Source organism: Paraburkholderia solitsugae (assembly GCF_013177695.1).
Lineage (GTDB): Bacteria > Pseudomonadota > Gammaproteobacteria > Burkholderiales > Burkholderiaceae > Paraburkholderia > Paraburkholderia solitsugae.
The window spans coordinates 80,820-103,437 of record NZ_WOEY01000089.1 but is presented as its reverse complement, the minus strand read 5'-3'; the positions used below and the strand labels follow the sequence as shown (position 1 = coordinate 103,437).

Sequence of the window (22,618 nt, the reverse complement as noted above, 5' to 3'; positions counted from 1 at the left end):
ACATTTGGTATGAAAATCAATTTTTTGATGATATGAATCGATGTATTCATGCGGATAATGGTATCTACATGGAAGCGAACAACGACTCCTAAAACAGCAGCGGTTTGCGTCCCAGGAATACGACAGATGATTCACTCGATTTTTTATCGTCGAAGTTGACGCCGGCGAATTTGCCTTTAATGTCAGTCTTGAACAGTGGATGACGGGCATATTCCTCCGCGTCGAAAACACGCGTGATCGTCCCGACCCTACGGCACAGCACCACCTGTAGGTAGCAGTCGTAAACCGGTGCTCCTTGCTTTGCATAAGACAGGTTGTCGTATTGAACGAACACAACTGGAACTGGCTTGGTGAGTGCCTGGTAATATGCCGATTGCCGGGCGATCTCCAGCACCCGCTCGCCGTCCGCAACGCTCGCTCGTAATTGTTCAACAGAACGTCGCGCCGTTTCTGTGCCAATGATCGCCTGCGCCTGCGCGATTTTCAGCTGTGCTTCGCTATTGAGCGACTGTAGTGCCTCTAGCGATGTAGCGCCATTCATGCCGAGCGTCTTGCCGGCATCAGAAGCGAGTCGCGCCTGCTCCCCAAGCGTCACTTCGTTGATACGCGAATCCGTGACAGCGTTGAGACTCGATTGAATCGTGAGACGGCGGGATATCGCATCGTTCCTGGTAATCAATCCGGAGGCAAGCTCCGAGTCGAGCGATGCGAGCATTGGCCTTACATCGCTAACGGCCTGTTCCGTCTCGATCGTATCCGCGCGTTTTTGCTGAAGTACTTTCCGGATATCAGCGCCAGTCTTCGAAAGTCCTTTCGATTCGTTGCGTGCAGCCGCGTCAAAGCGCGCTATGAGGGATTGAGTTTCAGCAATCTGCTCGCCACCGACCCGGTACGTCTGAAGCGCTGTTGAAAGATCTACCTCGTTCTTGAGTAACGTTGCCTCAAGCGTGGCGACCTGCGGCTGATATGCCAACACCTTTTCCTGTGTTGGGGAGAGGACAATCGGCGCTGACCAGTTACGATTGAGCGCGTAAAACACCATGAGGGAAAGGTAGGACAAGACACCCGTAACGATGATAATTAGAACGCTGGTCATCGTCAGCCGATATGTCGAAATAATCGTTTTTTGAAAATTTTTAAAATTTAACATTGTCAATGGATCTGTATTTTTAATTGATCACAGCGAAGTGACAAAGCGCTATCCCCTATCTCTGGTTCTGTCCCAGAGATCTAGCCTAGGCAGTCCGTCCTACCCCCGAACGCAATACAACCAGGAGAACCGCCACCGTCCGCTTACGATTCATACTGAGCAGGATCCGTGCCAATTCATTGCGCGAAATTTTTCCCGGTCGCGACCCAAGGATGATTAGCTAGCCTCCAGAGGCATCTAAACACCAGCAGACAAGTCTCACGGGGCGTCTGACGGCTGCCACGAAGCAGTGATGCTGCCGAATACGTGTGGCTATTCCTCGTACGACAGCGCGAAAAGATGAGTCAAATAACCCGCTTCGTGTACTGGCGGGAACCAACACGTTACGAATCCAGATGCGGTGTTACGTAACAAAACGCGTTACAGACGAACGCGTGCGCTGATTGTTCAAGATTCCTTCGGCGGGTATTTTTGGCCATCTTCCGAAATCTGAAAATCTTCTCCAAACCCTTTCTAGGACTGGTTTTCAGTGGTGCGCGACAGCGGCAGCAAGAAGTTGTCCGAGGCACCGCTTGCCTCTCCTCGCATGCCGCTTCGGTTATCGCCGGATTGGCCAGCCCCCCAGCAGTGAGAACACGTCGCTTACGCTCGACTGGCAGTGCTCGGCCATGGCGTGGATTTCTATCGTCTGTAGCGGAGGCGCATTCTCGCTTCGGTACTCAAGTTTTCGCTCAGCGGACCGTAAATAGAGCCACGAGTTCGCCTAACTGGACCGCCATGAAAATAGTCTCTCTGATCTGCGCTGTTGGCACCGCGCTCACACTATCCGGCTGTGGTGGTGGTGGTGGTGGCACGTCGGCGACAAACGCTTCTACTTCAGCTTTTACCGCCACTGGCGCTTCGCCGCCTGTCGCAGCACAAGCCAAACAGGTGCTTGGCTTCTCTAGCGGCAGCAGCGATTCCATAGTGTCCGCTGAATCTGCCTCCACGCCCGTTACCGCCGTGTCGATAGGTAACGTACTAGTGGCGGCTGATGGCAGCATGAGCGGGACGCTTCCCGCGAATCTCCTATCCAGTGTCCAGGTCGCCGGCAAGGCGTCGTATGTTCGGATCTCAAATTCCGGCGTGACGGGCTTCGATCCGACTATCGCCCACGGCGCGTTGGTCACCAACCGTGCCGCCACCCTCCAGAACATTGTCGCGCTCGCCACAACGGCGAACCTCACCGGCATCAACCTTGATTTCGAAGGCATTGATCCTGCAGATCGCGATGTGTACACCAGCTTTGTGACCGACCTGGCAGCAAAATTACATGCAATTCACTCGACGTTGCTACTGAGCGTGCCGGCAAAGACGAGTGACAATGCGAGCCAAGCGTGGACGTGGCCATACAATTACGCGGCGCTAGGCCAGAACGCAGACCTGATCCAAGTGATGACCTATGACGAAAACATTCCCAGCGGCAAACCAGGGCCGGTTGCGGGTAGCGACTGGATGCTGGCGTCGCTGCAGTACGCCGCGACCCAGATCCCAGCGAGCAAGATACTGCTCGGTTTGCCTGCATATGGATACGACTGGAATCTGACTTCCGGTTCAGGTACTTCGATTGCGTTCAAGGACATTCCTGCGCTGCTCGCGTCGACCGGCGCCCCCCCGCAGTGGGATGCCGCAACCAACTCCAGTCATATTGCCTATGTCGCGTCGGACGGGAGTACACATCAGGTCTGGTTCGAGACGACGCAAAGCATTCAGGTGAAAGCGCAATTCGCGAATACACTCAATCTCGCGGGGGTGTCGATGTGGGCCTTGGGTGACGAAGATGCGAGCTTCTGGAGCGCGATTAAGGCTGCGATCAACTGAGTGATCTGCTTCGATGTGTCCAAACTTCGGGGCAGGTGCGTGAGATGGTGAACGCGTCCGCCATGGGCGGACGCGCTCGAACTGCCACTCCGATTTTCACGGCCCCGTGAACTCGTCTGCCCGCTCCGCCTCAAACCGATCCAACTCCCCAAGCAAACGCTCGATTTGAAACGTCTGCAATTCGTTCAGGGGGAATTCATCCTGTATGCGTTGTAGCCGCTTCCGCCAATATGCTGGTGGCAGCACAGGTTCACCACGAAAGGCGCGCAGCGATGGCGCCATCACACGCGCTACGTGCGCGATGTCTTCATCCATTGTCATGCAGGAACCCCGGAAGACCTCGTTGTTTAGTTTTGGCCTTGTTTTATGGGCGCGCTTGGGTGAAAGCGGGTTGGTAGTAAGTGCGCAAGCGGCGTCGCCAATGGTAAGAAAACACAATCGTTCGGTCAAGCTTTCTGACGATTACTTATGCGAACAGTGCGTCGAATTTCCCCCCATTTAAACATCTTTTCGATCACGCCACGGTTCCATGCGGTAGCTCTGTTAGTCCTCGAGAAAGGGTAACTAGAGTCCCGCAATCGCATCAACGCATCACGAGTCAAACGGTGCAAGTGAGTGCCTCCACACCTGAAGACGCAGATGGAAAAACAGGGGCGTGCTGGAAGCGGACGTGCGACTGAGGTGTAGCAGCGCCGGCAAAAGGATCAGTGCCCGGAGGAACGCAGCATTGGGAGATCATTCGTTGAATGCGCAACTACCCTGCGGCTTAAGTTGGCGGTGTCAAAAATCCGTGCGTAGGCCGCGCGAACCAGTGCGTGCGAAAACTGGCGAGCTGATAACTGCGACCGCTCACTGATACACGCGAACGACATCGGAGCCCGAGTGTAAACCCGCAACCGTCTAAAGCGCATTACCCCGCGGCGGAAGCGCCTCGGCTTGCGTCGACCCTCCGTCGGGCACCCACTCCGCCTCCGGATAACTAATCCTCACCGGCGGCACAAACCACGCCAGACACAACCCAATCAACGCAGCCGCACCCGCCACCAAAATCCCGATATGAATCGACTGCACCAACGCATCCCGTGCAGAATTCATCATCGCATCGCCCGCATGCCCCGCGCTCACCAGACGATTGATCAACGCCGCCTGCTCCGCGCGGTCCACCAGCAGCTCAGGACTTGCGAACGATTTGAACCACTGCGTCGCCTGATATGACGCGAGCGATCGATGCACCCCTTGCGTGTAGAGATGCCCAAGCAACGCTCCCGTCATCACCGTACCCAGCATCCCACCAAAAGTCCGCAGCGACTGCAGTAGCGCAGTTGCCGCACCGAGCTGATCACGCGCCACGATCTGCTGCGAACAGACCGTCAGGCTGGTCGCCACCAGACCGAGCCCAAGACCGCTGATACCCATGCACGACATCCACACAAGATGCGGCTCGTTACCTCTCAGCACGATCACAGCCAAACACGCCAGCGCGGACAGCGCAAAACCCACATACATAATCCCGTTCGCGCGACGGATTCGTGTGACGATACGATTGTTCACCACGCTGCCGACAGTCGTGCCGAGCAGCAACGGCGTAATCAACATCCCCGAGTCGTGCGCGGACATTGCATAGCCGCCCTGAAACAACAGCGGCACATAAAACACCAGCGAAAACAGCGCGAAACCGCCGAGCACCGACATCGCGAAGAGCGCAGAGAGCTTACGGTCCAACAGCATATCCACCGGAATGATCGGATACTTGATCCTCCGCTCCCATAGCCAAAGCGTTAGCGCAAAACTCCCCGCAACAACGGCCAGCACGATCGTTATCGTGTCGACGCCGTACTTCGGAAACAATTCGATCAGCAATTGCAGCGAACCGAACGTGACGGCGACCACGAACGCCCCGAGCCAGTCGAGCCGCACGGGACCCTTATGCCGCAGATGGAGCAGCGGCGGTAGAAAGCGCTGCACGAACAGCAGCGACACAACGCCGACCGGTACGTTAACGAAAAACACCAGCCGCCAGCCGCCGTATTGTGTGAGGATGCCCCCGAGCGTCGGCCCGACCATATTGGCGATGCCAAACGCGGACGTGACGAACACGAGCCAGCGCAGCCGCAGCTTCGGATTGGGGAACAGATCGGCGACGGTGGCGAACACCGTGCCGATCAGAATGCCGCCACCTATCCCCTGCAGGCCGCGCGAAATCACCAGCAACAGCATGCTGGTCGAAAGGCCACACAATACCGAGGAGCCGGTGAACAGCAGAATGGCGGCGATCAGAAACGGCTTGCGGCCGAACAGATCCCCCAGCCGCCCGAAGATCGGAATAGTGATCACGGAAGCCAGCATGTACGCCGTCGCGACCCATGCGTACAGATCGAAGCCCTTCAGATCGGCGACGATGCGCGGTAGCGCGGTGCCGACAATGGTCTGATCGAGCGCCACCAGCATCGAGACAAAGGCAATGCCAAGCATCGCCAGCAGCGACTCGCGAAACGGCAGCAGTTGTCCGCTGGGTAGAGGCGTGTCGAGACCAGGCGTCATGACGGTCCTATTTGCGTACTTACTTGCGCGCGGCCTGATATGCACCCAATGCCGCACCGAGGTCCTCGTCCGTCATCGCGGGGACGATGCTCATCGTCAGTAAATCGCCCCATTCGAGCGCCAGCGCCGATAGTCCGCGCGAATCGTCCGCCTCGACGACCGCAAAACCATGTAATGCGCCGATCGCATGCCAGCGCCCCAGCAATTTGACACCCTCAGGCGCTTGGCCGCCGGTTTTCATGAAGCGCTCGATGACGGAATTCTCCGCTGTCGGCAGGCCATTCCATTGCACGATGAATTTCATTGCATGTCTCCAATATGAATTTTCGGTGCCGGCTCGTGGCGCGCCGTCATCGCCGCTCGTGCCGTGCGACGCTTTTGCATGCCTCGCGCCGCCAACACTTCTGCGCCGGGTTGCCGTCAGGATAGCGGGTGCTATCGGCGAACGGCATAAAACCACGTGGCATCCTAAATATCATAGGTGAGCGCACGGTCGCTAACGTCGCCGCGTGCGGACATTCGCCAGGTCGATTGGACAATGCGTCCGCCGCCGGGAAAGCGTGACGGGCGCGTCTGTTTCCAATTACGGTCATCTCGCGCGTCCTACAAGAAGGACCTTTAAATACGGCTGTCGACGATGTCGGTATCGATCTGGTTCGAAGCGCGCCATGCAGTGCGCCGGTACGACCGGCACGCAAGCGAACGGCCAGCGCACAAGGCGCGTATGCATGAAACACAAACGGCACGCGCGTTAAGCGCATGCCGTTGCTTCGGATGTCTGGGTCCGGGCCTAGCCGGGCGGCGAATTGCGCGGCACCGCGGCAACGGGCACATCGGCAATGGTCTGATGTGCCGCGGGAAAACCCGGCGGATAGTCGACGACACGTGCAGAACCCGGCACCCCCTGAACGGCGATGCTCGCACGCGCACCGATCCGTGCGCCGCCGACAATGGCGGCCATCGCCTGGCGGTCGAGTTCGACGCTGTCGGTGAGGTCTTTGATAACGAGCTTTGTCATGGCGGCTCCAGGGATCAGGCGAGGGCGGCGGTTGGCGCGATTCTCCCGTCGCCGCCCGAGTGTGTTTTTAAGTATTCAGAGGTCTCGTCGCACTATCAGTATAGGAAATCTGCTTACAGTTCGTCTGTCGGATGTGACCAGGTCGCAGTAGGGAAGCCCCCGGCCCCACGCTACCGCACGCCGTTAAACGTTGGCGAAATTGGCGCCGAACAGAGACGGGCTGACATTCAGATTCAACGGCACGAATCCCGCGCCGATCACACCGATATTGTTGAGGGCGGCAACATTGACGGTTTGTATCTGGCTGAGGTTCTGGTTCACCGAGACGTTGACGTTGGCGATGCCGCTCAGGCCGGCCACCGACGGCAAGCCGGGCACGCTGCTGCCGGTGCCGCCGGCCACCGCCGACATTGCGTGGCGGTCGAGCTCGCGGGTGCGGGACAGATCGCGAATCATGAGGGATGACATGGTGATTCTCCAAAGGTGCGCGGAAGACGGGCGTGTTCGGGGCGAAGCGGAGATTGCCGAAGGCCTCTTCGCTTCGCCGAATTACGCTTTACACGTGGATGTTGTTGCTCGACGTGACGGAGGGATTGATCGTCGAGGTGAGGCCAGCGGCGAACGCGACGTTGTTGGCGTTGGCGCTCTGGATGTTCATCTCGTTGCTGATCAACTGCGTGGCGTCGACATTCTTGCTGTTGTTCGGTGCGACCACCGGGCTGAAGTTGAAGTACGACGAGCTGGGGAAGCCGTAGCCGTAGCCGCCACGCACGGCGCGCATTGCCTTGCTGTCGAGTTGTTCGGTGATCGAGAGGTCTTTGATCATCAGCGTGTTCATGGTAAATCTCCTGGAAGAAAACATCACAGTCTTGCGGTTGGGTTCGAGCATCTTGTCTGCTCGAGTGTCACTAATGCATGGGCTGTGCCAGCTTTATTCTCGTCTCCTAATAAAATGGGCGAATGCTTGATGCACAAGGCTGTCGCGCCACGCTGCCGCGCCGGAGCCGCAGCACGACCCCTGGCAGGCGACGGGCGGTTGACGGTGCGTACCCAACAACGCACCGGATTCTGTTGGCTGTCGCAAGACACTCTCCGGCGGTGCACGCAGCGGGGCAATCCTGGTTTGCGAAAGCGCGGGTCGGGGACTAGTATCGAAGCGGCACATGTAACTGGTTACGACAGGTTTTCTATCAGCCCGAGGGGCACCGGTCGCATGCGATCCGGCCCAACGGCAGCGGCGGCGCTTCGCACAAATGGCTAGCCTTGCGCATGTGATTCGCGACTATCAGAACGGCGATCTGTCACGTGACGAGTTCGTCGCTCAACTCGACAGCACGTTGACGACCGAAGGACTCGGTCCAACGCAGCTGCTGGAGATGCTCGGCGCGGCGCATCGCAAAGCCCCTCTGCCTGACGATCTCTACGCCGAAGTGCGGCGGCGCATCGAACAGTTGCGCGTCTCGAACGTGGCGGCGGGCGGCGAGGAAACCGGCATGCAGACTACCGTCGAGATACCGTCGGTACGCTCTGCGAGTGCGGCAAGCTCGGCAAGCGAGGCGAGCGCCGCCGGTACACCGGGAACTGATCAGATCAAAGGCACGGGCGATACGCTGAACAACCGCTTTGTCCTCGAGGAATGTCTGGGTGTCGGCGGGATGGGCACGGTGTACAAGGCGCTCGATATGCGCAAGCTCGAGGCGTCGGATCGCAAGCCGTATGTCGCGATCAAGGTGCTCAACGTCCAGTTCCGTGGCAACCCGAATTCGCTCGTCGCGCTGCAACGCGAGGCGCGCAAGGCCCAGGTACTCGCGCACCGCAACATCATCACGGTGTACGACTTCGATCGCGACGGACCGATCGTCTATCTGACGATGGAGTACCTGACTGGCAAGCCGTTGAGCCAGCTATTGCGCACGCCGGGCTATAAGGGGATGCCGGTTCGCGCCGCGTTGCCGATCGTGCGGGGAATGTGCAATGCGCTCGCCTATGCCCACGAGCACGGCTTCGTGCATTGCGATTTCAAACCCGCCAACGTCTTTCTCACGACGAATGCCGAAGTGAAGGTGATCGACTTCGGCATCGCCCGTGTGTTCCAGCGGCCGGAGGAAGAGAGCGATGCAACGGTCTTCGACCCCGGCAGTCTCGGCGCGTTGACGCCTGCGTATGCGAGTCCGGAAATGATCGAACATCGCGAGCCGGACCCGCGTGACGATATCTACGCGCTCGGTTGCATTACCTACGAGTTGTTGACGGGCCACCATCCGTTCGACCGATTGTCGGCGACGCAGGCTCGCAATGCGCAGTTCAAGCCGCAGCGCCCGCCCAATCTTGATGCGAAACAGTGGCACGCATTACGGGCCGCGCTTTCGTTCGATCGCAACACGCGCATGCCGAGTGTCGCGCGTTTCATTGCGGCGTTCGACAACGAAGCGCGCTCGGAGAAATCGGGTACCTTCGTCAAGGCGGGGTTCGCGGGTTTCGCCGTGGTGTGTGCCGCAGCTGTTGCCGTGTTTGCTTTGCGGTCGGCGCCGAATCGTCAAAGTGGCACGCAGCCGGGTGCGGCGGCTTCGGAGGCGTCAGCGTCGCTCGGGGCATCACCGCCGGCGCAACCTCCGGCACCGCCAGCGCCGAAACCCGCGCTGACCCTGGCCGCCGTCGCACCGGTGCTGGCGCAGGTGCCATGCTCAGCGCTGTCCGCTTCGACGCAGGACCACTCCTTGACGGTGCGCGGCTATGTCCCACAGCACTACGGCGCGGCTCGCCTGAAGGACACGCTGACCGAATTGCCGGGTGTCGACACGCTGACGCTCCAGGTCGAACCGGTCGCCGACGATAAATGCGACACGATCAATGCGCTCGCCCCCTATTGGACCCGCAACTGGCAAGCAGGCCACCTTGCGTCGCTGCATGTGCGCCCGCCCGGCGGCCAGTTGAGCGAGGGCGATCCGCTGGTCGTCGACGTGACCACGCCTGCTTTCGACTCGTATGTGAACCTCGACTACTACCAGCTCGACGGCAGCGTCGTGCACATGGTGCCGAGTCCGCGCGCGAAGGACAATCAGGCGCCGCCGCACTACGCGGCCACTATCGGTAGCGCCGGTGACTGGATTATTTCGAAGCCGTTTGGATCGGAGATGGTGGTGCTTCTGATTACGCCTGCCCAGTTATTCGACAAGCCGCGGCCCGAAAGCGAATCACGTGCCGATTATCTGCGCGCACTGAATACCCGGCTTGCGCAGATTGCCGGAAAATACGGTCAGGATCACATCGTCGCGGACTTCGCGCCGATCACGACGAAGCCGCACACACCTTAGGCCGAACTTTGACCAGGCCGAAACATAAGCTATTGATTTCGCGCTGTTATGCGTGCGAAGGCGGGATGGTTACTGGGTACAGGCGGGGTTAACGTTCAGGAGGCGGAAGGCTTTTTCCTGAATGGGCGTGGGCCGCGTCGTCATGACGAGCCTGGCATCCGGATTGAGTGGCGTATGACAGACGTTGTACGCGAGCGTGGCCAGATCATCGAGCAAGGTGCGGAAGCTATGGACCGGCAAGCCGTCCTCGCCAAGCCTGGTCGCGTCCTTAGCTTTCGCCTGGTCCGAACGTCGTGCCTTGGCCACCGGCGACGCGCGGCTAGCGCGCGCCTGCTCGACATATTCATCGTCAAACAGCATCGGCTTTAACTTCTCGCGCATGTGCCACTCGACGTAGTAAGCGAGCATGCACAGAAAGACATGCGCGCGCACGCGCCCGGCGTTCCAATGGAATACCGGACGCACCTGCAGGTCGACCGTCTTGAGCGAACGGAAGGCCCGCTCCACGACTGCCAGGCCCTTGTAGGCCGTCACGGCCGCCTCGGCTGACAGAGCCGCTGCCGGCAGACTCGTACGCACCACATACAGACCATCAAGTGCTGCCTCCTGCTGGATCTGCACCGTCTTGCGCTCCCAGCTAAAGCTCGTGTCGGTGATGCTCAACTCGAAGTGCTTGGCCATCTTGAAGTGATCGATGACCCGGCCCACGCGCAAGGCAATCGCTTCGGTACCCTTGAGCCGGTTGCGCACGCGCGAGGTCGCTTCGGCTATCTTCATCAGCTCTGCTTCGGTGGCCTGCAGCAGCGCCTCGCGTTTGCGGCTGCGCTCCTCGGCCAACAGCGGATTGCGACACACGATGAGCCGCTCGCCGGGGAACGCGTCACTCGTCATCTCAAGCAGGTTGCGCTCATCGAACAGCGACGGCTGGAAGGGTCCCGTCTCCTGGGCGAGCGCGGCCATCTGCGGCGCGCGCAGGCTGCTCACCCAGTCCAGCCCGGCCGGGCGCAACACCGTGTCGATACGTGCCTGCGTGAGCATGCCCCGGTCGCCCACCCAGGCGAGCTTGTCGATCCCGTAACGGTCTTTGAGCTTCTCCACCTGAGATGCTACGGTCGCGGGATCGGCGGTGTTGCCGGCGAAGACTTCGACCGCCACCGGGATGCCCTCAGACGTGCAGACCAGCCCGAACACGATCTGCGGGTCGTCACGCTTGCCATCGCGGCTGTAGCCGTGCGCCGCGAGCTCGCAGCAGCGTCCGGTCACCCATGTCGAAGTGAGGTCGTAGAGCACCAGCGTACTACCGGCCAGATGCTGGCGGGCGAGGCGCTTCTCGATGCCCGCCTGAGCCTCTCCCAGCCAGTCGAGGGCGGCATAGACCTGCTCGAGGTCGACTTCCCCCAGCTCCAGCAGCCGCGACAGCGAGTGGGTCGCGGTCTCGTCGCGCAACATGCGATGGGTGGCGAGCTTGGAGGCGGGCGACACCACCCGCGCCACCAGCAGCGCCATGACCACCGAGCGCACCGCGGCGGGTGCGGTGGCGAACCACTGCTCGGCGCCGCAGGCGCGCGCCGCGCCGAGCACCGCGGCCACATGCCCGTGCGGCAGGCTGCGCTCGATCACGAAGGCATCATCGACCGAGGATACGGCGACACCGCCGCGTAGCAGGACCTTCAAGCCCTCGATTACCTCGGCGGGAAGCGACGAGAGGTTGGCCAGGGTGCGCTTCCTGACCTTGTTGCCGTCACGATAGGACTCGCGCAGCAGGATTGCGGGTGGCGAGTTGCGGTTGGGGACGTGTTCGATGTACATGAACACGAATAAAAGCAAAGCATGCGCGAAAAATCAAGGTGATAATGTGAATTACATGGCTACATAGGACTACTAAAAAATTGCCGAACCCTACAACTGATGCGGGTTCCAGCAATTTCAGAAGCTAAAGCTGGGCTTAGGCGACACGCCGGGACTGTCCGCAGCCGAGGAAGCACTCGCAGCCCCCGCATGACCCGCTGCCATCGCAGCACCCGCCTTACTTAAGATCCTTGACCACCCTGAAGCCATCCTGCGACTGGCGCACGCTCGCGCTGTACTTGAAGCGTGTCGCGCTCAGCATGTAGTTCCCGCCTTCGCGCCACGAGCCGCCGCGAATCACCCGCATGTCGCAGCTGGGACTGTCCCACGCGTGGCCGTCGACGGGCGCGCCCTGGTAGGAGTTGTGCCAGCAATCGGCGACCCATTCCCAGACGCTGCCGTTCATGTCATACAGGCCGACCGGATTCGGCGCGAACGAGCCGGCGGTCTCAGGCCCTTCCTTGTGCCAGGGACCGCCGCAGTCCTTGCAATTGGCGTTGCCCTTGCGCATCTGATCGCCCCACCAGTATGTCGTTGTGGTGCCGCCCCGGTCCGCGTATTCCCATTCGGCCTCGGTGGGCAAGCGGTACGATTTGCCGGTCGTTTTGCTGAGCCACTTCACGTACTGTTGCGCGTCGTCCCAACTGAGGTCGCGTGCCGGCGCGGCTTTGTTGGTATTGCTTTCGGGCGTCAGCTTTTGACAGGCGTTCGCTGCGGCGCACGCATTCCATTGCTCGACGGTCACCGCGTATTTGCCGATCGCGAAGGGCGCGCCGATGGTCACGTGATGGACGGGCTTTTCGGAGGGGTCGTCGGTGTTGCTGCCCATCGAGAACGCGCCGGCAGGCAAGGCGATCATGATCGGGCAGGTGGCGCAATCGCGGTTTTCTCCGGCGCCAGGTGGATGCGCCGTGGCTTTTTGTGCGACCGCCGGCGTGGAAGGGGCCGCGGGTGGGGTGGTCGTTGCGGTCGGCGTGGGCGCGGCTGCGCGCGGGTGGTCCTGCGGCGCGGCGCTGGCCGGTGCGGCTGGCCGCGCGGTTTGCGGTGTCGGCGCGACCGGCGGTGCAGCAGATGACGTGGTCGATGCCGAAGCGGACGGCGCACTCGCCGATGCCGCAGCGCGCAACCGGTCGATGCGTGCGTGGGCGAGCGTGGCGAAGCGGCCGTTCGGATAGGCCTTCAGATAAGCCTCGTAATCGCCCGGGTAGTTGCTGTCCTTGATGGAATTCCAGAAGGTAATTTCATACTGCTCGCTGCTGTCCTTCGGCAGGATGCCTCTGCTGCGCAGCACGATAAGTGGGTCGTCGCTGGTAGCGGATGCGAGCGGCGCACTAACCGCGCGAGATATCGGCTCGCTCAGACTCGCGGCCTTAACAGGCGATGACGCGATCCACGGCGTTTGTTCACCGGCAGTGACCACGTTAACCCTCGTCGCCACACGTTGAAACAATCCCACAAGATCCTGTGATGAATAAGCGTCGTTGAGCGAGCGCAGCAATGCATTCGTATAAACGCCGTGATGCATGCCATCCGCTGCAAAGCCACCCGGCACCGTGGCGTAAGCGACCACGGTATTGGCGGGTAGCGCGGACGCATCGAGCGTGACGTCGCCGGAGAACGGGTTGTTCAAACACGTATCGAGAATCACGAGATTGAACGCGTCGGCACGCGGCGCGCGCATCGCCTGCAATACGGCATTCAAATCGACGCCTTCGCTGACCAGCCGCGCCGGTGCGCGTGCGTCGAGGCCGGCGGGTACGAGCAGCGTCTGCCGTCCAATATGCATACCGTGTCCCGCGAAATAGAAGAGGCCAATACCCCCTGTTCGCAGACGTTGGCGGAATTCGCTGATGGCTTGCCACATTTGCTGCGGCGTTGCATCGGTGCGCATGACGACGTCGAAGCCGTGCGCACGCAGTGTGTCGCGCATAGCTTCAGCATCGCGCGGTGCATTGCCGCGAATCGGGGCTGCGGGATCGCCGTACGTGCCGTTGCCGATTACCAGCGCGATGCGCGCAGGCTGCGTATTGTCCTTCTGCAGTGTGAGCGGCGTGATGAACGTTGCCGTCGTACGCGTAGCGGCAGCGCCATGTTCCGCGCCGTCACGCTGCGCTGCGGCATAAACACTGCCCCAATGCGCCTGAATCGCCCCGGCCATACACACCAGCAGGAATGTTCGCCACATATTCGTATCCTGTTTGTTCCGGATAGAACATAGGGTTTCGACGGCCGCGACGCCCGCATCAGCCGCTGGAGCGGACCGAGCGCAGCATCGATGCCGCTTTCGACGCTCCATCGACACCCTATGAACAACGATAGCACGCGGTTTGCGCGCCACAACTGTCCGCGCATCGTCAACGCGGTATTCGGTTAACGAGTGTGGCGTATCTTTTTGGCAAGTTACGACCTAAGCTAATTCACAAAGTAACGCAGTACGGCCGTTTTAGTAATGCGGCCGCTCATCCACGTGAACCCGCCACGTGAATCCACGTGAAATCACGCGAGCGCCCGCGACATCCAGCGGGAGCGCCCGGTCTGCACCTGGCGCAGAGGCAGCCATGACCCCTCTTCGGGAGAGTGCACAATGCGAAGAACCCATACACTCGGCGTGCTCGACCTACGTCATGGAACGAAGGCGAGTCTTGCAGCGTTCTGCACCACTTTGTGCACCGCGCTTTCACTCTTGCTAGGCATCGCGGCACTGTCTGAATCCGCGCTTGCCGAACAAACCCCTTCGCCACCGGGCGCCGAGGAATACATCATCTGGCCGTCGGATGGCGCGGTGATTCACGGCGGCAAACTGTGGGTGCGGATGGGGCTGCGCAACATGGGCGTGTGTCCGAAGGGTGTGGCGGTTCCGAATACCGGTCATCACCACCTGCTGATCGACACTGACCTGCCGCCGCTCGACCAGGAAATTCCGTCGGACCGCAATCATCTGCATTTCGGTGCGGGTGAGACGGACGCGCGCATCGAGTTGCCGCCGGGCAAGCACACCTTGCAACTCATTCTCGGCGACCACAACCACATACCGCACGTGCCGCCGGTGTATTCGAAGAAGATCACCATCACCGTACTAAAAGACTAGGGCGTCCCGTGCATTCAAAGCGGGTCCGTCAGGACGGAGAGATCATCATGGTCAGGATCATCGCGCTCGCGGCGCTAGTGACATTGGCGTCGCTGGCCTCGCCGAATCTCGCCACGGCCGGCACGACGCCATCGCCGGCCGGCGCGCACGTCTATATCGGCTATCCGAACGACGGACAGGTGGTGCCGGCCAATAAACCGTTTCGGGTGTGGTTCGGCTTGCGCTATATGGGCGTGGCGCCGAAAGGCGTCAAGTATCCCAACACGGGGCACCACCATCTGCTGATCGACACCGACCTGCCGCCGATGGACCAGGAAATTCCGTCGGACCGCAACCATCTGCATTTTGGCGCGGGCGAAACGGAAACAATGATTCAACTGCCTCCCGGCAAGCATACGTTGCAACTGCTGATGGGTGACGACAAGCATATTCCGCACAACCCACCGGTGTACTCGAAGAAGATCACCGTCATTGCGCGTTGACGCGGTATCGACGCAACGCTGCTCTCCGCTGCAGTGTCACGTCGCAGCCAACACCGTCGCGCGCGTTGTTGGCTGGGATCCACCAGCTTCAATTGGCCCTACCGTGGCTGTCGCGTTTCGTCCGCTGGCACACCATCCCCGAAGTCCTTTATCCACGGCCGTCTGGAACATTTCTTAGGATCGGGAAGCAAAACTGGCACAGCCCATGCGTTAGTGACACTCGAGCAGACAAGATGCTCGAACCCAACCGCAAGACTGTGCTGTTTCCCTTCCAGGAGATTTACCATGAACACGCTGATGATCAAAGACCTGTCCGTCACCGCCCAACTCGACAGCAAGGCCATGAGCGCCGTGCGCGGCGGCTACGGTTACGGCTATCCGTCGTCGTCGTTTTTCAACTTCACGCCCGTGTATGCGCCGAACAACAGCAAGAACGTCGACGCCACGCAACTGATCAGCACGTCGATGAACATTCAGAACGCCAATGGCAACAACGCAGCCTTCGTCGCCGGCGTGACCACTACGATCGATCCGCATGTGAGCTCGAGCAACAACATCAACGTGTATTGAACGGCTCAGGCCGCCGCGGAGGCGCTCAGGCCTCCGCGGGACGCGCAACCTCAGCGCGTCAAAAAGATTTCGCATCCAATCGTTCTTTCCACACGACCCCAGCGTCACCGCTCGATCCCCGCGCCGACCTTCCTGCACCGCTTCGATGGTGAAGCCGGGCAGGACATGCTTTACTTGAATGGCGCGTTCTCCTCGTGCAGCGTAGCCGGCGTAATCGGAGAAAATCGTGTCAGCGTTGCTTGATTCATTGGCCCGTCAGCGCTTCTTCAATGCCTGGACGCGGTGCCGTGCGGACCGTCGACCGGCAAGTGCGAGACGCACGGCTCCGGCGCTGCGCGGGCTCTGCGCCGCAACGGCCTGCGCGCTGTCGCTGTGCGCGTGTGTCGACGTCAGCATGCCCGATTACAAGCGACCCGATACGCCCGCCAAGGCGTCGTGGTCGGATCAGAAAGGCTCGCCGGTATCGGCGGCCGCGACCATCGACCCGGACTGGTGGAAAGGCTTCCACGATCCGTATCTTGACACGCTGATCGCTAAAGCGATCGCAGGCAACTTCGATATCAAGGTGCTGGCCGCGCGTATCGACGTGGCCGGCGCGCAGATCGGCGAGGCCAAGGCAGGCGCGTTGCCGACCATGGATCTTGGCGGCGGCGCCGATTTCGAAAAGAGCACAGGTCAGACGTTTTCAAAGCAGTACAACGTCGCGACGCAGGTGAGTTGGGACATCGATATCTGGGGCAAAGTGGAAAAGGGCGTGCAGGCGCAAAAGGCCGAATTTCACGCTAGCGAAGCAGATTGGCGCGCCGGTTATCTGGAACTGGTGGCGAACGTCTCCAGTACCTATTTCCAGATCCTGCAATTCGACGACCAGATCGAGCAGCAGCAACAAACGCTCGTGACGAACCGGCAGATTCTCACCATCTACGACGGCCAACGCCGCAACGGCCTCATACCGCAAACTCAAGTGCTGCGCCAGCAGGCCGAGATCAACCGCCTGACGAATCAGTTGCTCGAACTGCGCCGTGCGCGTGATCTCGCGAACAACGCGCTATGCACGCTGCTGGGCGTGCCGGCAGGCGAGTTCCAGTTGCCGAAGGGGCATTTGCAGCAACGCGTGCAACTGCCCGTGGTGCCCGACGGTTTGCCCGCGCAACTCCTGGCGCGGCGCCCCGACGTGGTGGCCGCCGAGTTCAGAGTGCTGGAAGCCTACAACCTGGTCGGCGAGGCCAAGCTCGCACAACTGCCCACCATCAACCTCACCGGCCACGGCGGCACCGCGAGTTTCGCGCTGACCGATTTGTTGAAGTCGTTCACCTACGGATTTCTGCCCAGCATCGACATTCCGCTTCTCGATCCAGGCGTGCGGGCTCATGTGAAGGTCACGCAAGCGCAATCGACGGTCGCCGAACAACAGTACCGCGTAGCGGTCATGGGTGCGTTCGAGGAAGTGGAAAACGCGCTGGTCAATCTGAATTCGCATAAGGCACAGCGCGTGGAATTGCAGCAGGAGGTATCGCGCCTGCAGATCGTCGCCGATCAGATTCAGTCGCAATTGCGCCTTGGCGTGGTTTCGCAGCTGGAAGTTTTCGAAACCGAACGGACCTTGCTGGAAGCACAGCAGGAACTGCTCGCCAACCATCAACTGATTCTGTCCGACACGGTATTGCTTTATAAGGCGCTGGGCGGCGGTTGGCCGAGTGTGAATGTGCAGGCGGAAGTAAAGGAACACTGAGCTAATCCGAGGCGTGGCGCGCGCGTGGCGTATTTCGGCTGCATATGACGCAAGAATGGCCCTTACAACCGACGATCTGAAAATTGACACTTGCCATGCGTGACTTAAAATTTGTAAGGAGCCAGGTTCTGCACGGCTCACTGGAACATCCGCTATTCGCCATAGTTCTTCTTTCCGTTCCTGCTGCGTTCTCGTCGCAGCGGGTAAACGATTAGTGATCCAGATAAAATGACAGCCGGCGAAGCTCCGATTGCTGAGATGCACGCGACACTGGACTCCGCGTTTGACGTGGTGCTGTCGCCGGTTGCGTCCGCGTCGTATCCCGCATTCGACGCGATCCGGATCGTCGACAGCCTGTTCGCGATCGGGCGCAGCGAGGTACCGTTTACCGACTACCCCGCCGAGCGGATTACCCGCCTGTCACGCCGCCATGCGCGGATTTTCACGGAGCACGGCGCCGTCTATGTCGCGGACCTCGGCAGCAAGAACGGCACGACACTCAACGGCATCGCGGTGCGGCAAGCCCCTGCGCGGGTGCGTGCCGGCGACGAATTGTGCTTCGGCGGCGAGCTTGGCTATCGCGTGAGCATCGAACCGCGCGCGCGGATCGTCGCCGCCGCGAGTGCGGCACCCGTACCCGGACTGCTGCTGGTGCCACAGCGCGACGACCTCGGACTTCAACCGATCGAGGTGCAGGCGTTCCCATTTCTCATTAGCAAGGCGGACGAAGTCTTCTCGCGTTATAAGGACCGCTATCCGCATCAGGTCAACTACATCTCACGGCGCCACGCGCACATCTTTCTGAAGGGCGGCGAACTCTGCCTCGAAGATCTCGGCAGCACCAACGGCACATTCGTCGGTGGAAAGCGGCTCGACGAAACCGCGCTGCCGCTTGTGGAGGGGGATGTCCTTGCATTTGGCGGCGACCACTTCGTCTACAGGGTGACGTTGCAACACCCCCCTGAAGTCGAGCCGACCGTGACCCAGCTATTCCTCAATCCCGCTGCCGACGAAGCTGCCGATACCGACAAGACCACGTTCGTTGGTGCCGCGCATTCGTTCCTCGATATCTTCTGCGTCGACCCGGGGCTGCAACGCGAAGACGAAGTCAACGAGGCGGCGCAGGCTGCGTCTGCGCACGCGAAGCGTGACGCGCTGGCGGGCGGTGCAAACGGCAAGAACGGAATAAACAGAACAAATGGAACAAGCGGCACGCATTGCGCAAACGACACACACGGCAAGCAAGGCACGCACGCAGCGAAGGGCCGGGCGCAGCGTTGGCGTCTTCTCGCAAGCGAACTCAGCAAGGCCTTTGCGGGTGGCGATCACACGCTGGAGCGTCGCGCCGTGTGGTGGAGTGGCGCGGCCTTCGCCGTTCTGGTGGTCATCGCGCTGACGCTTTACATGCGCGGCTCATCGGAGCGCGACTTGAGAAATATGCTGGCGAGCGGCGATTACACCAACGCGGTAACGGCCGCAAACGGCTATCTGGCGAACCATCCCGCCGACACAAAAATCAGTGCATTGGCGAGCGAAGCACTGCTGAAGGCGAAACTCCCCGGCTGGCTGAACACGCTGCAAAAGGCGCAGTTCGACCAGGCCGACGCGCGGCTCAAGGAGATGCGATCGTTGAGTGCGAGTAATGCGGACGCCGCCTCTCTGATAGGCGAGTTGCAATGGGTGGGCGACCTGGAGCGCTTCGTGGTGGGGCGCGGGGGAGTAGACGCGCCGATCCGCATGTACGCCGACGAGGGCACCATCAACGGCCTGCTGCAGCGCTGGGACGACGACGCGAGGAGCCATCAGCGCGCACTCGATCGCATCGCCTCGTATGTGCCCGTTTTTGCGGAGCCGTACGCGCAGGCGCTGAGCCATCTGCGCAAACTGGAAAGCGACGACTCGGTGTACCTCGCCGCCATCGACCGCCTGAACGGCACCATTCGCACCGAACTGGCGCGCGACAAGCCTGATGCGCTGCCGGCCGTGCTCGACGACTACGCGCAACGGTATCCGCGTCTCGCCGGACTCGATCGTGTACGGGACGATTTGCGCCACTACGCCGACGTGCTGAACGCCGCGCTTAGTCGGCAATTGACGCCGTTGCTCGTCTTGTTGAAAACGGTGCATTTCAGCACCCCGCCATTTCAGGCGCAATTCCAGCAACTGGCCGCGAGCCGCCTGCCGTCGGCGGACGTCATCCAGCGTCATGACGCTGCGAGCGCGGCGTGGCTGCGCGGCGATACCCAGCAGGCGCTGAGCGACTTGCAGGCCATGCCTGCCGGGCCGTGGTCCGACGTGATCACAGCGGAACTGGCGCACAAGAAGGCGCTGCTCGATCAGTTCACCGATTTGCAGAAGACGCGTGGCGGCAAGGATTACGACGAGCGCTTGCTGTCCTTCTACGCCAGTCTCGATCCCGCAGCGGACGCGTGGTTCGTGCAATCGATCCAGAAAGACGTCGCCGCTTTGCACGACAAAGCGCTGGCGCGTGCGCAGGACCTGATGCTGCGCGCGCAGAGTCTCTGGAAAGAGTATCGGGCGAGTGGTCCGATCGGCGGTACGCAACGGCTGGAAGCGGGGATTTCGCCCGGTTTTCGCAGCGAGGCGCGCCTGCTTTCCGATGCGCAGTCTGCCGCGCAGCAAGGCATGCGCATCTATACGCAACTGAAGGCGGATCATTCCGCCGACTTCGACCGCCTGCTGGCGGATATCCAGGCCGAAGCGGAGTTGCAGCGCCGCTCGCTGACCGATCTGCGCATGGTGTTGGACCCCGGGCTGTTGAAGGCGAAGCTGGCGTTGATCGGAGGCGAGCAGAGTGAAACGCGACAATCACCCTAGGCCGCTGTCGGAGGCGCTCGAGGACCACAGCGTCGAAGGCATCGCGATTCTGACCGCCGAGCCGGTGCGGCTTGCGCGCGCGCTGATCTGGGCAATGGTCGCGCTGGTGGTGGCCGGTTTGCTGTGGTCGTTCGTGGGTCGCGCGGATGTGATCGTCAGCGCGCAAGGCACGCTTTCGCCGGAATCGGAAGTCCGCCGCATCTATGCGCCCATCGACGGCGAGCTTGCCGATCTGTACATCGCCGAGGGCCAACCGGTATCGAAGGGCGACGTGCTGGCGCGGCTGAATGCGCGCGGCGCGATCGAGGCCGCGAGCAACGCGCTGCAGGCGCAGCTCAAGCTCGAAGACGCCGAGCGCGACTGGAAGCAGTTCCCCGAAAAGAAGGCGCTGATGGAGCGCAAGGCCGCAGCGCTGAAGGCGCAGTTGGAAGTGGAGGCCCACCAGCACGAAAATCGCGTCTCCGAGGGTACGACCAAACTCGCCGAAGGCCAGAAGGCCGAACTCGACGAAGCTCGCAGCGTGCTCGACAACGCGCGCCGCACGCGGGAGGCGGCGCGTCAGGAGTTGGACCGCTACTCGCAGCTTTTCGCGCAGCCAGGCGGCGGTGGTATCGCCGAGTTGCAGGTGGAGCAGAAACGCACCGCCGCGTTGGAAGCGGATAACGCCTACCGTGTCGCGCAATCGAAACTCGCGGAACTGGATTTCCGTCTGAGCCATGAATACGCGCAAGCTAATGCTCAACTCGAGACCAGCGGGCAGCAGACTACTGACCTGCAACTCCAGTACGACTCGGCAGTTCGCGACATCACTGACGCGGAAGACAAGCTGCGTCTGCAACTGCAAACCGCGCGCCTCGTGGCCGAAGCGGCCGCGCGAATTCGCTTCGAGAACATCGACAAAGACAATTTCCTGCTGATCCTCGCACCGGTCTCCGGCGTCATCACCGACGTGACCTCCACGCAGCGGGGCGACAAGATCCAGGCGAACGCGCCGCTCGGCGGCATCGCGCCGAAAGACGCGAAGCCGGTGCTGAAGATTGAAATCGCCGAACACGACCGTGCTTTTTTGCACGAGGGTCAGCCGGTGAAGCTGAAATTCAACGCGTTCCCGTATCAGCGCTATGGGCTGATCAGCGGCACGCTCGCCTATATTTCGCCGGCTACCAAGCCGTCCGTGCAGGACAAGCAGCCGGTGTACGAAGGCCGGGTGACGCTCGACAAGACCTACTACCAGATCGCCGACACCCGCTATCCGCTGCGTTACGGCATGACGGCGAGTGCGGAGATTGTGGTGCGCGAGCGGCGGCTGATCGATCTGGGTCTGGATCCGTTCAGGCAGGTGGCGGGTTGAGCGCGCCGATTACACGTCAATGAAAGGAGCGGATGACATGACCGCGATAGTGCGAATCGATGACGAAGTCGTGGACGTTTCCGAGTTCATTCGTCTTCTGAAATTGACCGGCCAGTTCGACAGCCTGATCGAGCAGATCGTGCGCGACAAGCTCACGGTGCATGCGGCGAAAAAGCAGGGGATTGCCGTCACCGCGGACGAAATCCAGCAGCGCGCCGATCAGTTCCGCCGGGTGCGCGGCTTGCATCGCGCGACGGATATGAATCAGTACCTCGATGCGCTCGGCGTGAGTCTCGACGAGTTCGAGGCTTTCATTACGGACGGGTTGTATCAGGAGAAGATGCTCGACGTAGTCGGCAACGAGGCAGCGATCAAGGATTACTTCGCGCTGAATTCGCCGAAGTTCGACGCGATCGAGGTAAGCCATATCGTGCTCGACAGCGAGGGCAAGGCGAAGGAAATGATCTCCTACCTGCACGACGATCCCGACAGCTTTGCCGACATGGCACGCGAGCATTCGATTGCAGATACGCGTGAAGCCGGCGGTGTAATCGGCAAGGTGCTGCGCGGATCGTTGAAGCCGGATATCGAGGCGAAGATTTTCAACGCGGCGGTGGGCGATCTGCTCGGGCCGTTTCCGTCGGCGGACCGCACGTGCTTTGAGATTTTCGCCGTGACGGCGAAGTATCCCGCGACACTCGACGCGGATGTCGCCGCTGAAGTCAGGCGTCTGCTGCGCGAGAGCTGGCTGATTGCGCGCGCGCAGGAGCACGTGATCGAAGCGCGCTAACCGCGTATTTCGCATCGCGCCGCAACAAAACATAGA

At 60.8% G+C, this 22,618-nt stretch carries 18 protein-coding genes; 9 read left to right on the top strand and 9 right to left on the bottom strand.

Annotation, left to right across the window (positions count from 1 at the left end; all coding sequences use genetic code 11):
• Positions 1-88: 88 nt before the first annotated feature.
• Entirely contained in the window at positions 89-1,150 is a 1,062-nt protein-coding gene (locus GNZ12_RS22865) for a hypothetical protein (protein WP_172313911.1), read from the bottom strand.
• A 777-nt stretch (positions 1,151-1,927) separates the two neighbouring features.
• On the opposite strand from GNZ12_RS22865, the gene GNZ12_RS22860 reads away from it, so the two are divergent.
• On the top strand, positions 1,928-3,010 hold the full coding sequence (locus GNZ12_RS22860) for a glycosyl hydrolase family 18 protein (protein ID WP_172313909.1): 1,083 nt from the start codon (positions 1,928-1,930) through the stop codon (positions 3,008-3,010).
• A 96-nt stretch (positions 3,011-3,106) separates the two neighbouring features.
• Here the strand turns inward: GNZ12_RS22860 and GNZ12_RS22855 are convergent, their stop codons facing one another.
• The 6 genes from GNZ12_RS22855 to GNZ12_RS22830 all read right to left on the bottom strand — a co-directional run bounded on the left by GNZ12_RS22855 (position 3,107) and on the right by GNZ12_RS22830 (position 7,407).
• On the bottom strand, positions 3,107-3,331 hold the full coding sequence (locus GNZ12_RS22855; protein ID WP_235993847.1) for a hypothetical protein: 225 nt from the start codon (positions 3,329-3,331) through the stop codon (positions 3,107-3,109).
• Positions 3,332-3,910: 579 nt separating this feature from the next.
• Positions 3,911-5,551, bottom strand: a complete 1,641-nt coding sequence (locus GNZ12_RS22850) for an MFS transporter (RefSeq protein WP_172313907.1) — start codon at positions 5,549-5,551, stop codon at positions 3,911-3,913.
• Positions 5,552-5,570: 19 nt separating this feature from the next.
• Positions 5,571-5,855, bottom strand: a complete 285-nt coding sequence (locus GNZ12_RS22845; RefSeq protein ID WP_172313905.1) for a DUF3303 domain-containing protein — start codon at positions 5,853-5,855, stop codon at positions 5,571-5,573.
• 486 nt (positions 5,856-6,341) lie between these two features.
• The gene (locus GNZ12_RS22840) at positions 6,342-6,569 is read right to left on the bottom strand and encodes a hypothetical protein (protein WP_172313904.1); all 228 of its coding nucleotides are present in this window, start codon (positions 6,567-6,569) and stop codon (positions 6,342-6,344) included.
• A 183-nt stretch (positions 6,570-6,752) separates the two neighbouring features.
• Complete coding sequence (locus GNZ12_RS22835) at positions 6,753-7,037, bottom strand: hypothetical protein (protein ID WP_172313902.1); 285 nt, start codon at positions 7,035-7,037, stop codon at positions 6,753-6,755.
• 88 nt (positions 7,038-7,125) lie between these two features.
• Positions 7,126-7,407, bottom strand: coding sequence for a hypothetical protein (locus GNZ12_RS22830; protein WP_172313900.1), 282 nt, complete (start codon positions 7,405-7,407; stop codon positions 7,126-7,128).
• A 415-nt stretch (positions 7,408-7,822) separates the two neighbouring features.
• Here GNZ12_RS22830 and GNZ12_RS22825 point away from each other — a divergent pair, with 415 nt between their 5' ends.
• Positions 7,823-9,883: a serine/threonine protein kinase gene (locus GNZ12_RS22825; RefSeq protein WP_172313898.1), complete on the top strand. Its 2,061-nt coding sequence runs from the start codon at positions 7,823-7,825 to the stop codon at positions 9,881-9,883.
• 69 nt (positions 9,884-9,952) lie between these two features.
• On the opposite strand, the gene GNZ12_RS22820 is transcribed toward GNZ12_RS22825, so the two are convergent.
• Both GNZ12_RS22820 and GNZ12_RS22815 read right to left on the bottom strand, forming a co-directional pair.
• Positions 9,953-11,692: an IS1634 family transposase gene (locus tag GNZ12_RS22820; protein ID WP_172313896.1), complete on the bottom strand. Its 1,740-nt coding sequence runs from the start codon at positions 11,690-11,692 to the stop codon at positions 9,953-9,955.
• Between the two features lie 217 nt (positions 11,693-11,909).
• On the bottom strand, positions 11,910-13,916 hold the full coding sequence (locus GNZ12_RS22815; protein ID WP_172313894.1) for an SUMF1/EgtB/PvdO family nonheme iron enzyme: 2,007 nt from the start codon (positions 13,914-13,916) through the stop codon (positions 11,910-11,912).
• Between the two features lie 399 nt (positions 13,917-14,315).
• On the opposite strand from GNZ12_RS22815, the gene GNZ12_RS22810 reads away from it, so the two are divergent.
• From GNZ12_RS22810 to GNZ12_RS22780, 7 genes are all read left to right on the top strand, one after another.
• On the top strand, positions 14,316-14,819 hold the full coding sequence (locus tag GNZ12_RS22810; RefSeq protein WP_172313892.1) for a DUF4399 domain-containing protein: 504 nt from the start codon (positions 14,316-14,318) through the stop codon (positions 14,817-14,819).
• 47 nt (positions 14,820-14,866) lie between these two features.
• On the top strand, positions 14,867-15,301 hold the full coding sequence (locus tag GNZ12_RS22805; RefSeq protein WP_172313890.1) for a DUF4399 domain-containing protein: 435 nt from the start codon (positions 14,867-14,869) through the stop codon (positions 15,299-15,301).
• Between the two features lie 285 nt (positions 15,302-15,586).
• Positions 15,587-15,871 (top strand): hypothetical protein, encoded by a 285-nt coding sequence (locus GNZ12_RS22800; RefSeq protein WP_172313888.1) that lies wholly within the window; start codon positions 15,587-15,589, stop codon positions 15,869-15,871.
• Between the two features lie 331 nt (positions 15,872-16,202).
• The gene (locus tag GNZ12_RS22795; RefSeq protein WP_172313943.1) at positions 16,203-17,603 is read left to right on the top strand and encodes an efflux transporter outer membrane subunit; all 1,401 of its coding nucleotides are present in this window, start codon (positions 16,203-16,205) and stop codon (positions 17,601-17,603) included.
• A gap of 228 nt (positions 17,604-17,831) precedes the next feature.
• Positions 17,832-20,441, top strand: coding sequence for an FHA domain-containing protein (locus GNZ12_RS22790; protein WP_172313886.1), 2,610 nt, complete (start codon positions 17,832-17,834; stop codon positions 20,439-20,441).
• Positions 20,419-21,792, top strand: coding sequence for an HlyD family efflux transporter periplasmic adaptor subunit (locus GNZ12_RS22785; protein WP_172313884.1), 1,374 nt, complete (start codon positions 20,419-20,421; stop codon positions 21,790-21,792). The genes GNZ12_RS22790 and GNZ12_RS22785 overlap by 23 nt, the downstream gene beginning before the upstream one ends.
• Before the next feature lie 37 nt (positions 21,793-21,829).
• A complete protein-coding gene (locus GNZ12_RS22780) occupies positions 21,830-22,582 on the top strand; it encodes a peptidylprolyl isomerase (RefSeq protein WP_172313882.1) in 753 nt (250 codons plus the stop codon).
• Positions 22,583-22,618 lie beyond the last annotated feature (36 nt).

Coding starts and splice junctions, on each gene's coding strand:
- GNZ12_RS22865 (WP_172313911.1), bottom strand. CDS start 1,150: ATGTTAAATTTTAAAAATTTTCAAAAAACGATTATTTCGACATATCGG.
- GNZ12_RS22860 (WP_172313909.1), top strand. CDS start 1,928: ATGAAAATAGTCTCTCTGATCTGCGCTGTTGGCACCGCGCTCACACTA.
- GNZ12_RS22855 (WP_235993847.1), bottom strand. CDS start 3,331: ATGACAATGGATGAAGACATCGCGCACGTAGCGCGTGTGATGGCGCCA.
- GNZ12_RS22850 (WP_172313907.1), bottom strand. CDS start 5,551: ATGACGCCTGGTCTCGACACGCCTCTACCCAGCGGACAACTGCTGCCG.
- GNZ12_RS22845 (WP_172313905.1), bottom strand. CDS start 5,855: ATGAAATTCATCGTGCAATGGAATGGCCTGCCGACAGCGGAGAATTCC.
- GNZ12_RS22840 (WP_172313904.1), bottom strand. CDS start 6,569: ATGACAAAGCTCGTTATCAAAGACCTCACCGACAGCGTCGAACTCGAC.
- GNZ12_RS22835 (WP_172313902.1), bottom strand. CDS start 7,037: ATGTCATCCCTCATGATTCGCGATCTGTCCCGCACCCGCGAGCTCGAC.
- GNZ12_RS22830 (WP_172313900.1), bottom strand. CDS start 7,407: ATGAACACGCTGATGATCAAAGACCTCTCGATCACCGAACAACTCGAC.
- GNZ12_RS22825 (WP_172313898.1), top strand. CDS start 7,823: ATGGCTAGCCTTGCGCATGTGATTCGCGACTATCAGAACGGCGATCTG.
- GNZ12_RS22820 (WP_172313896.1), bottom strand. CDS start 11,692: ATGTACATCGAACACGTCCCCAACCGCAACTCGCCACCCGCAATCCTG.
- GNZ12_RS22815 (WP_172313894.1), bottom strand. CDS start 13,916: ATGTGGCGAACATTCCTGCTGGTGTGTATGGCCGGGGCGATTCAGGCG.
- GNZ12_RS22810 (WP_172313892.1), top strand. CDS start 14,316: ATGCGAAGAACCCATACACTCGGCGTGCTCGACCTACGTCATGGAACG.
- GNZ12_RS22805 (WP_172313890.1), top strand. CDS start 14,867: ATGGTCAGGATCATCGCGCTCGCGGCGCTAGTGACATTGGCGTCGCTG.
- GNZ12_RS22800 (WP_172313888.1), top strand. CDS start 15,587: ATGAACACGCTGATGATCAAAGACCTGTCCGTCACCGCCCAACTCGAC.
- GNZ12_RS22790 (WP_172313886.1), top strand. CDS start 17,832: ATGACAGCCGGCGAAGCTCCGATTGCTGAGATGCACGCGACACTGGAC.
- GNZ12_RS22780 (WP_172313882.1), top strand. CDS start 21,830: ATGACCGCGATAGTGCGAATCGATGACGAAGTCGTGGACGTTTCCGAG.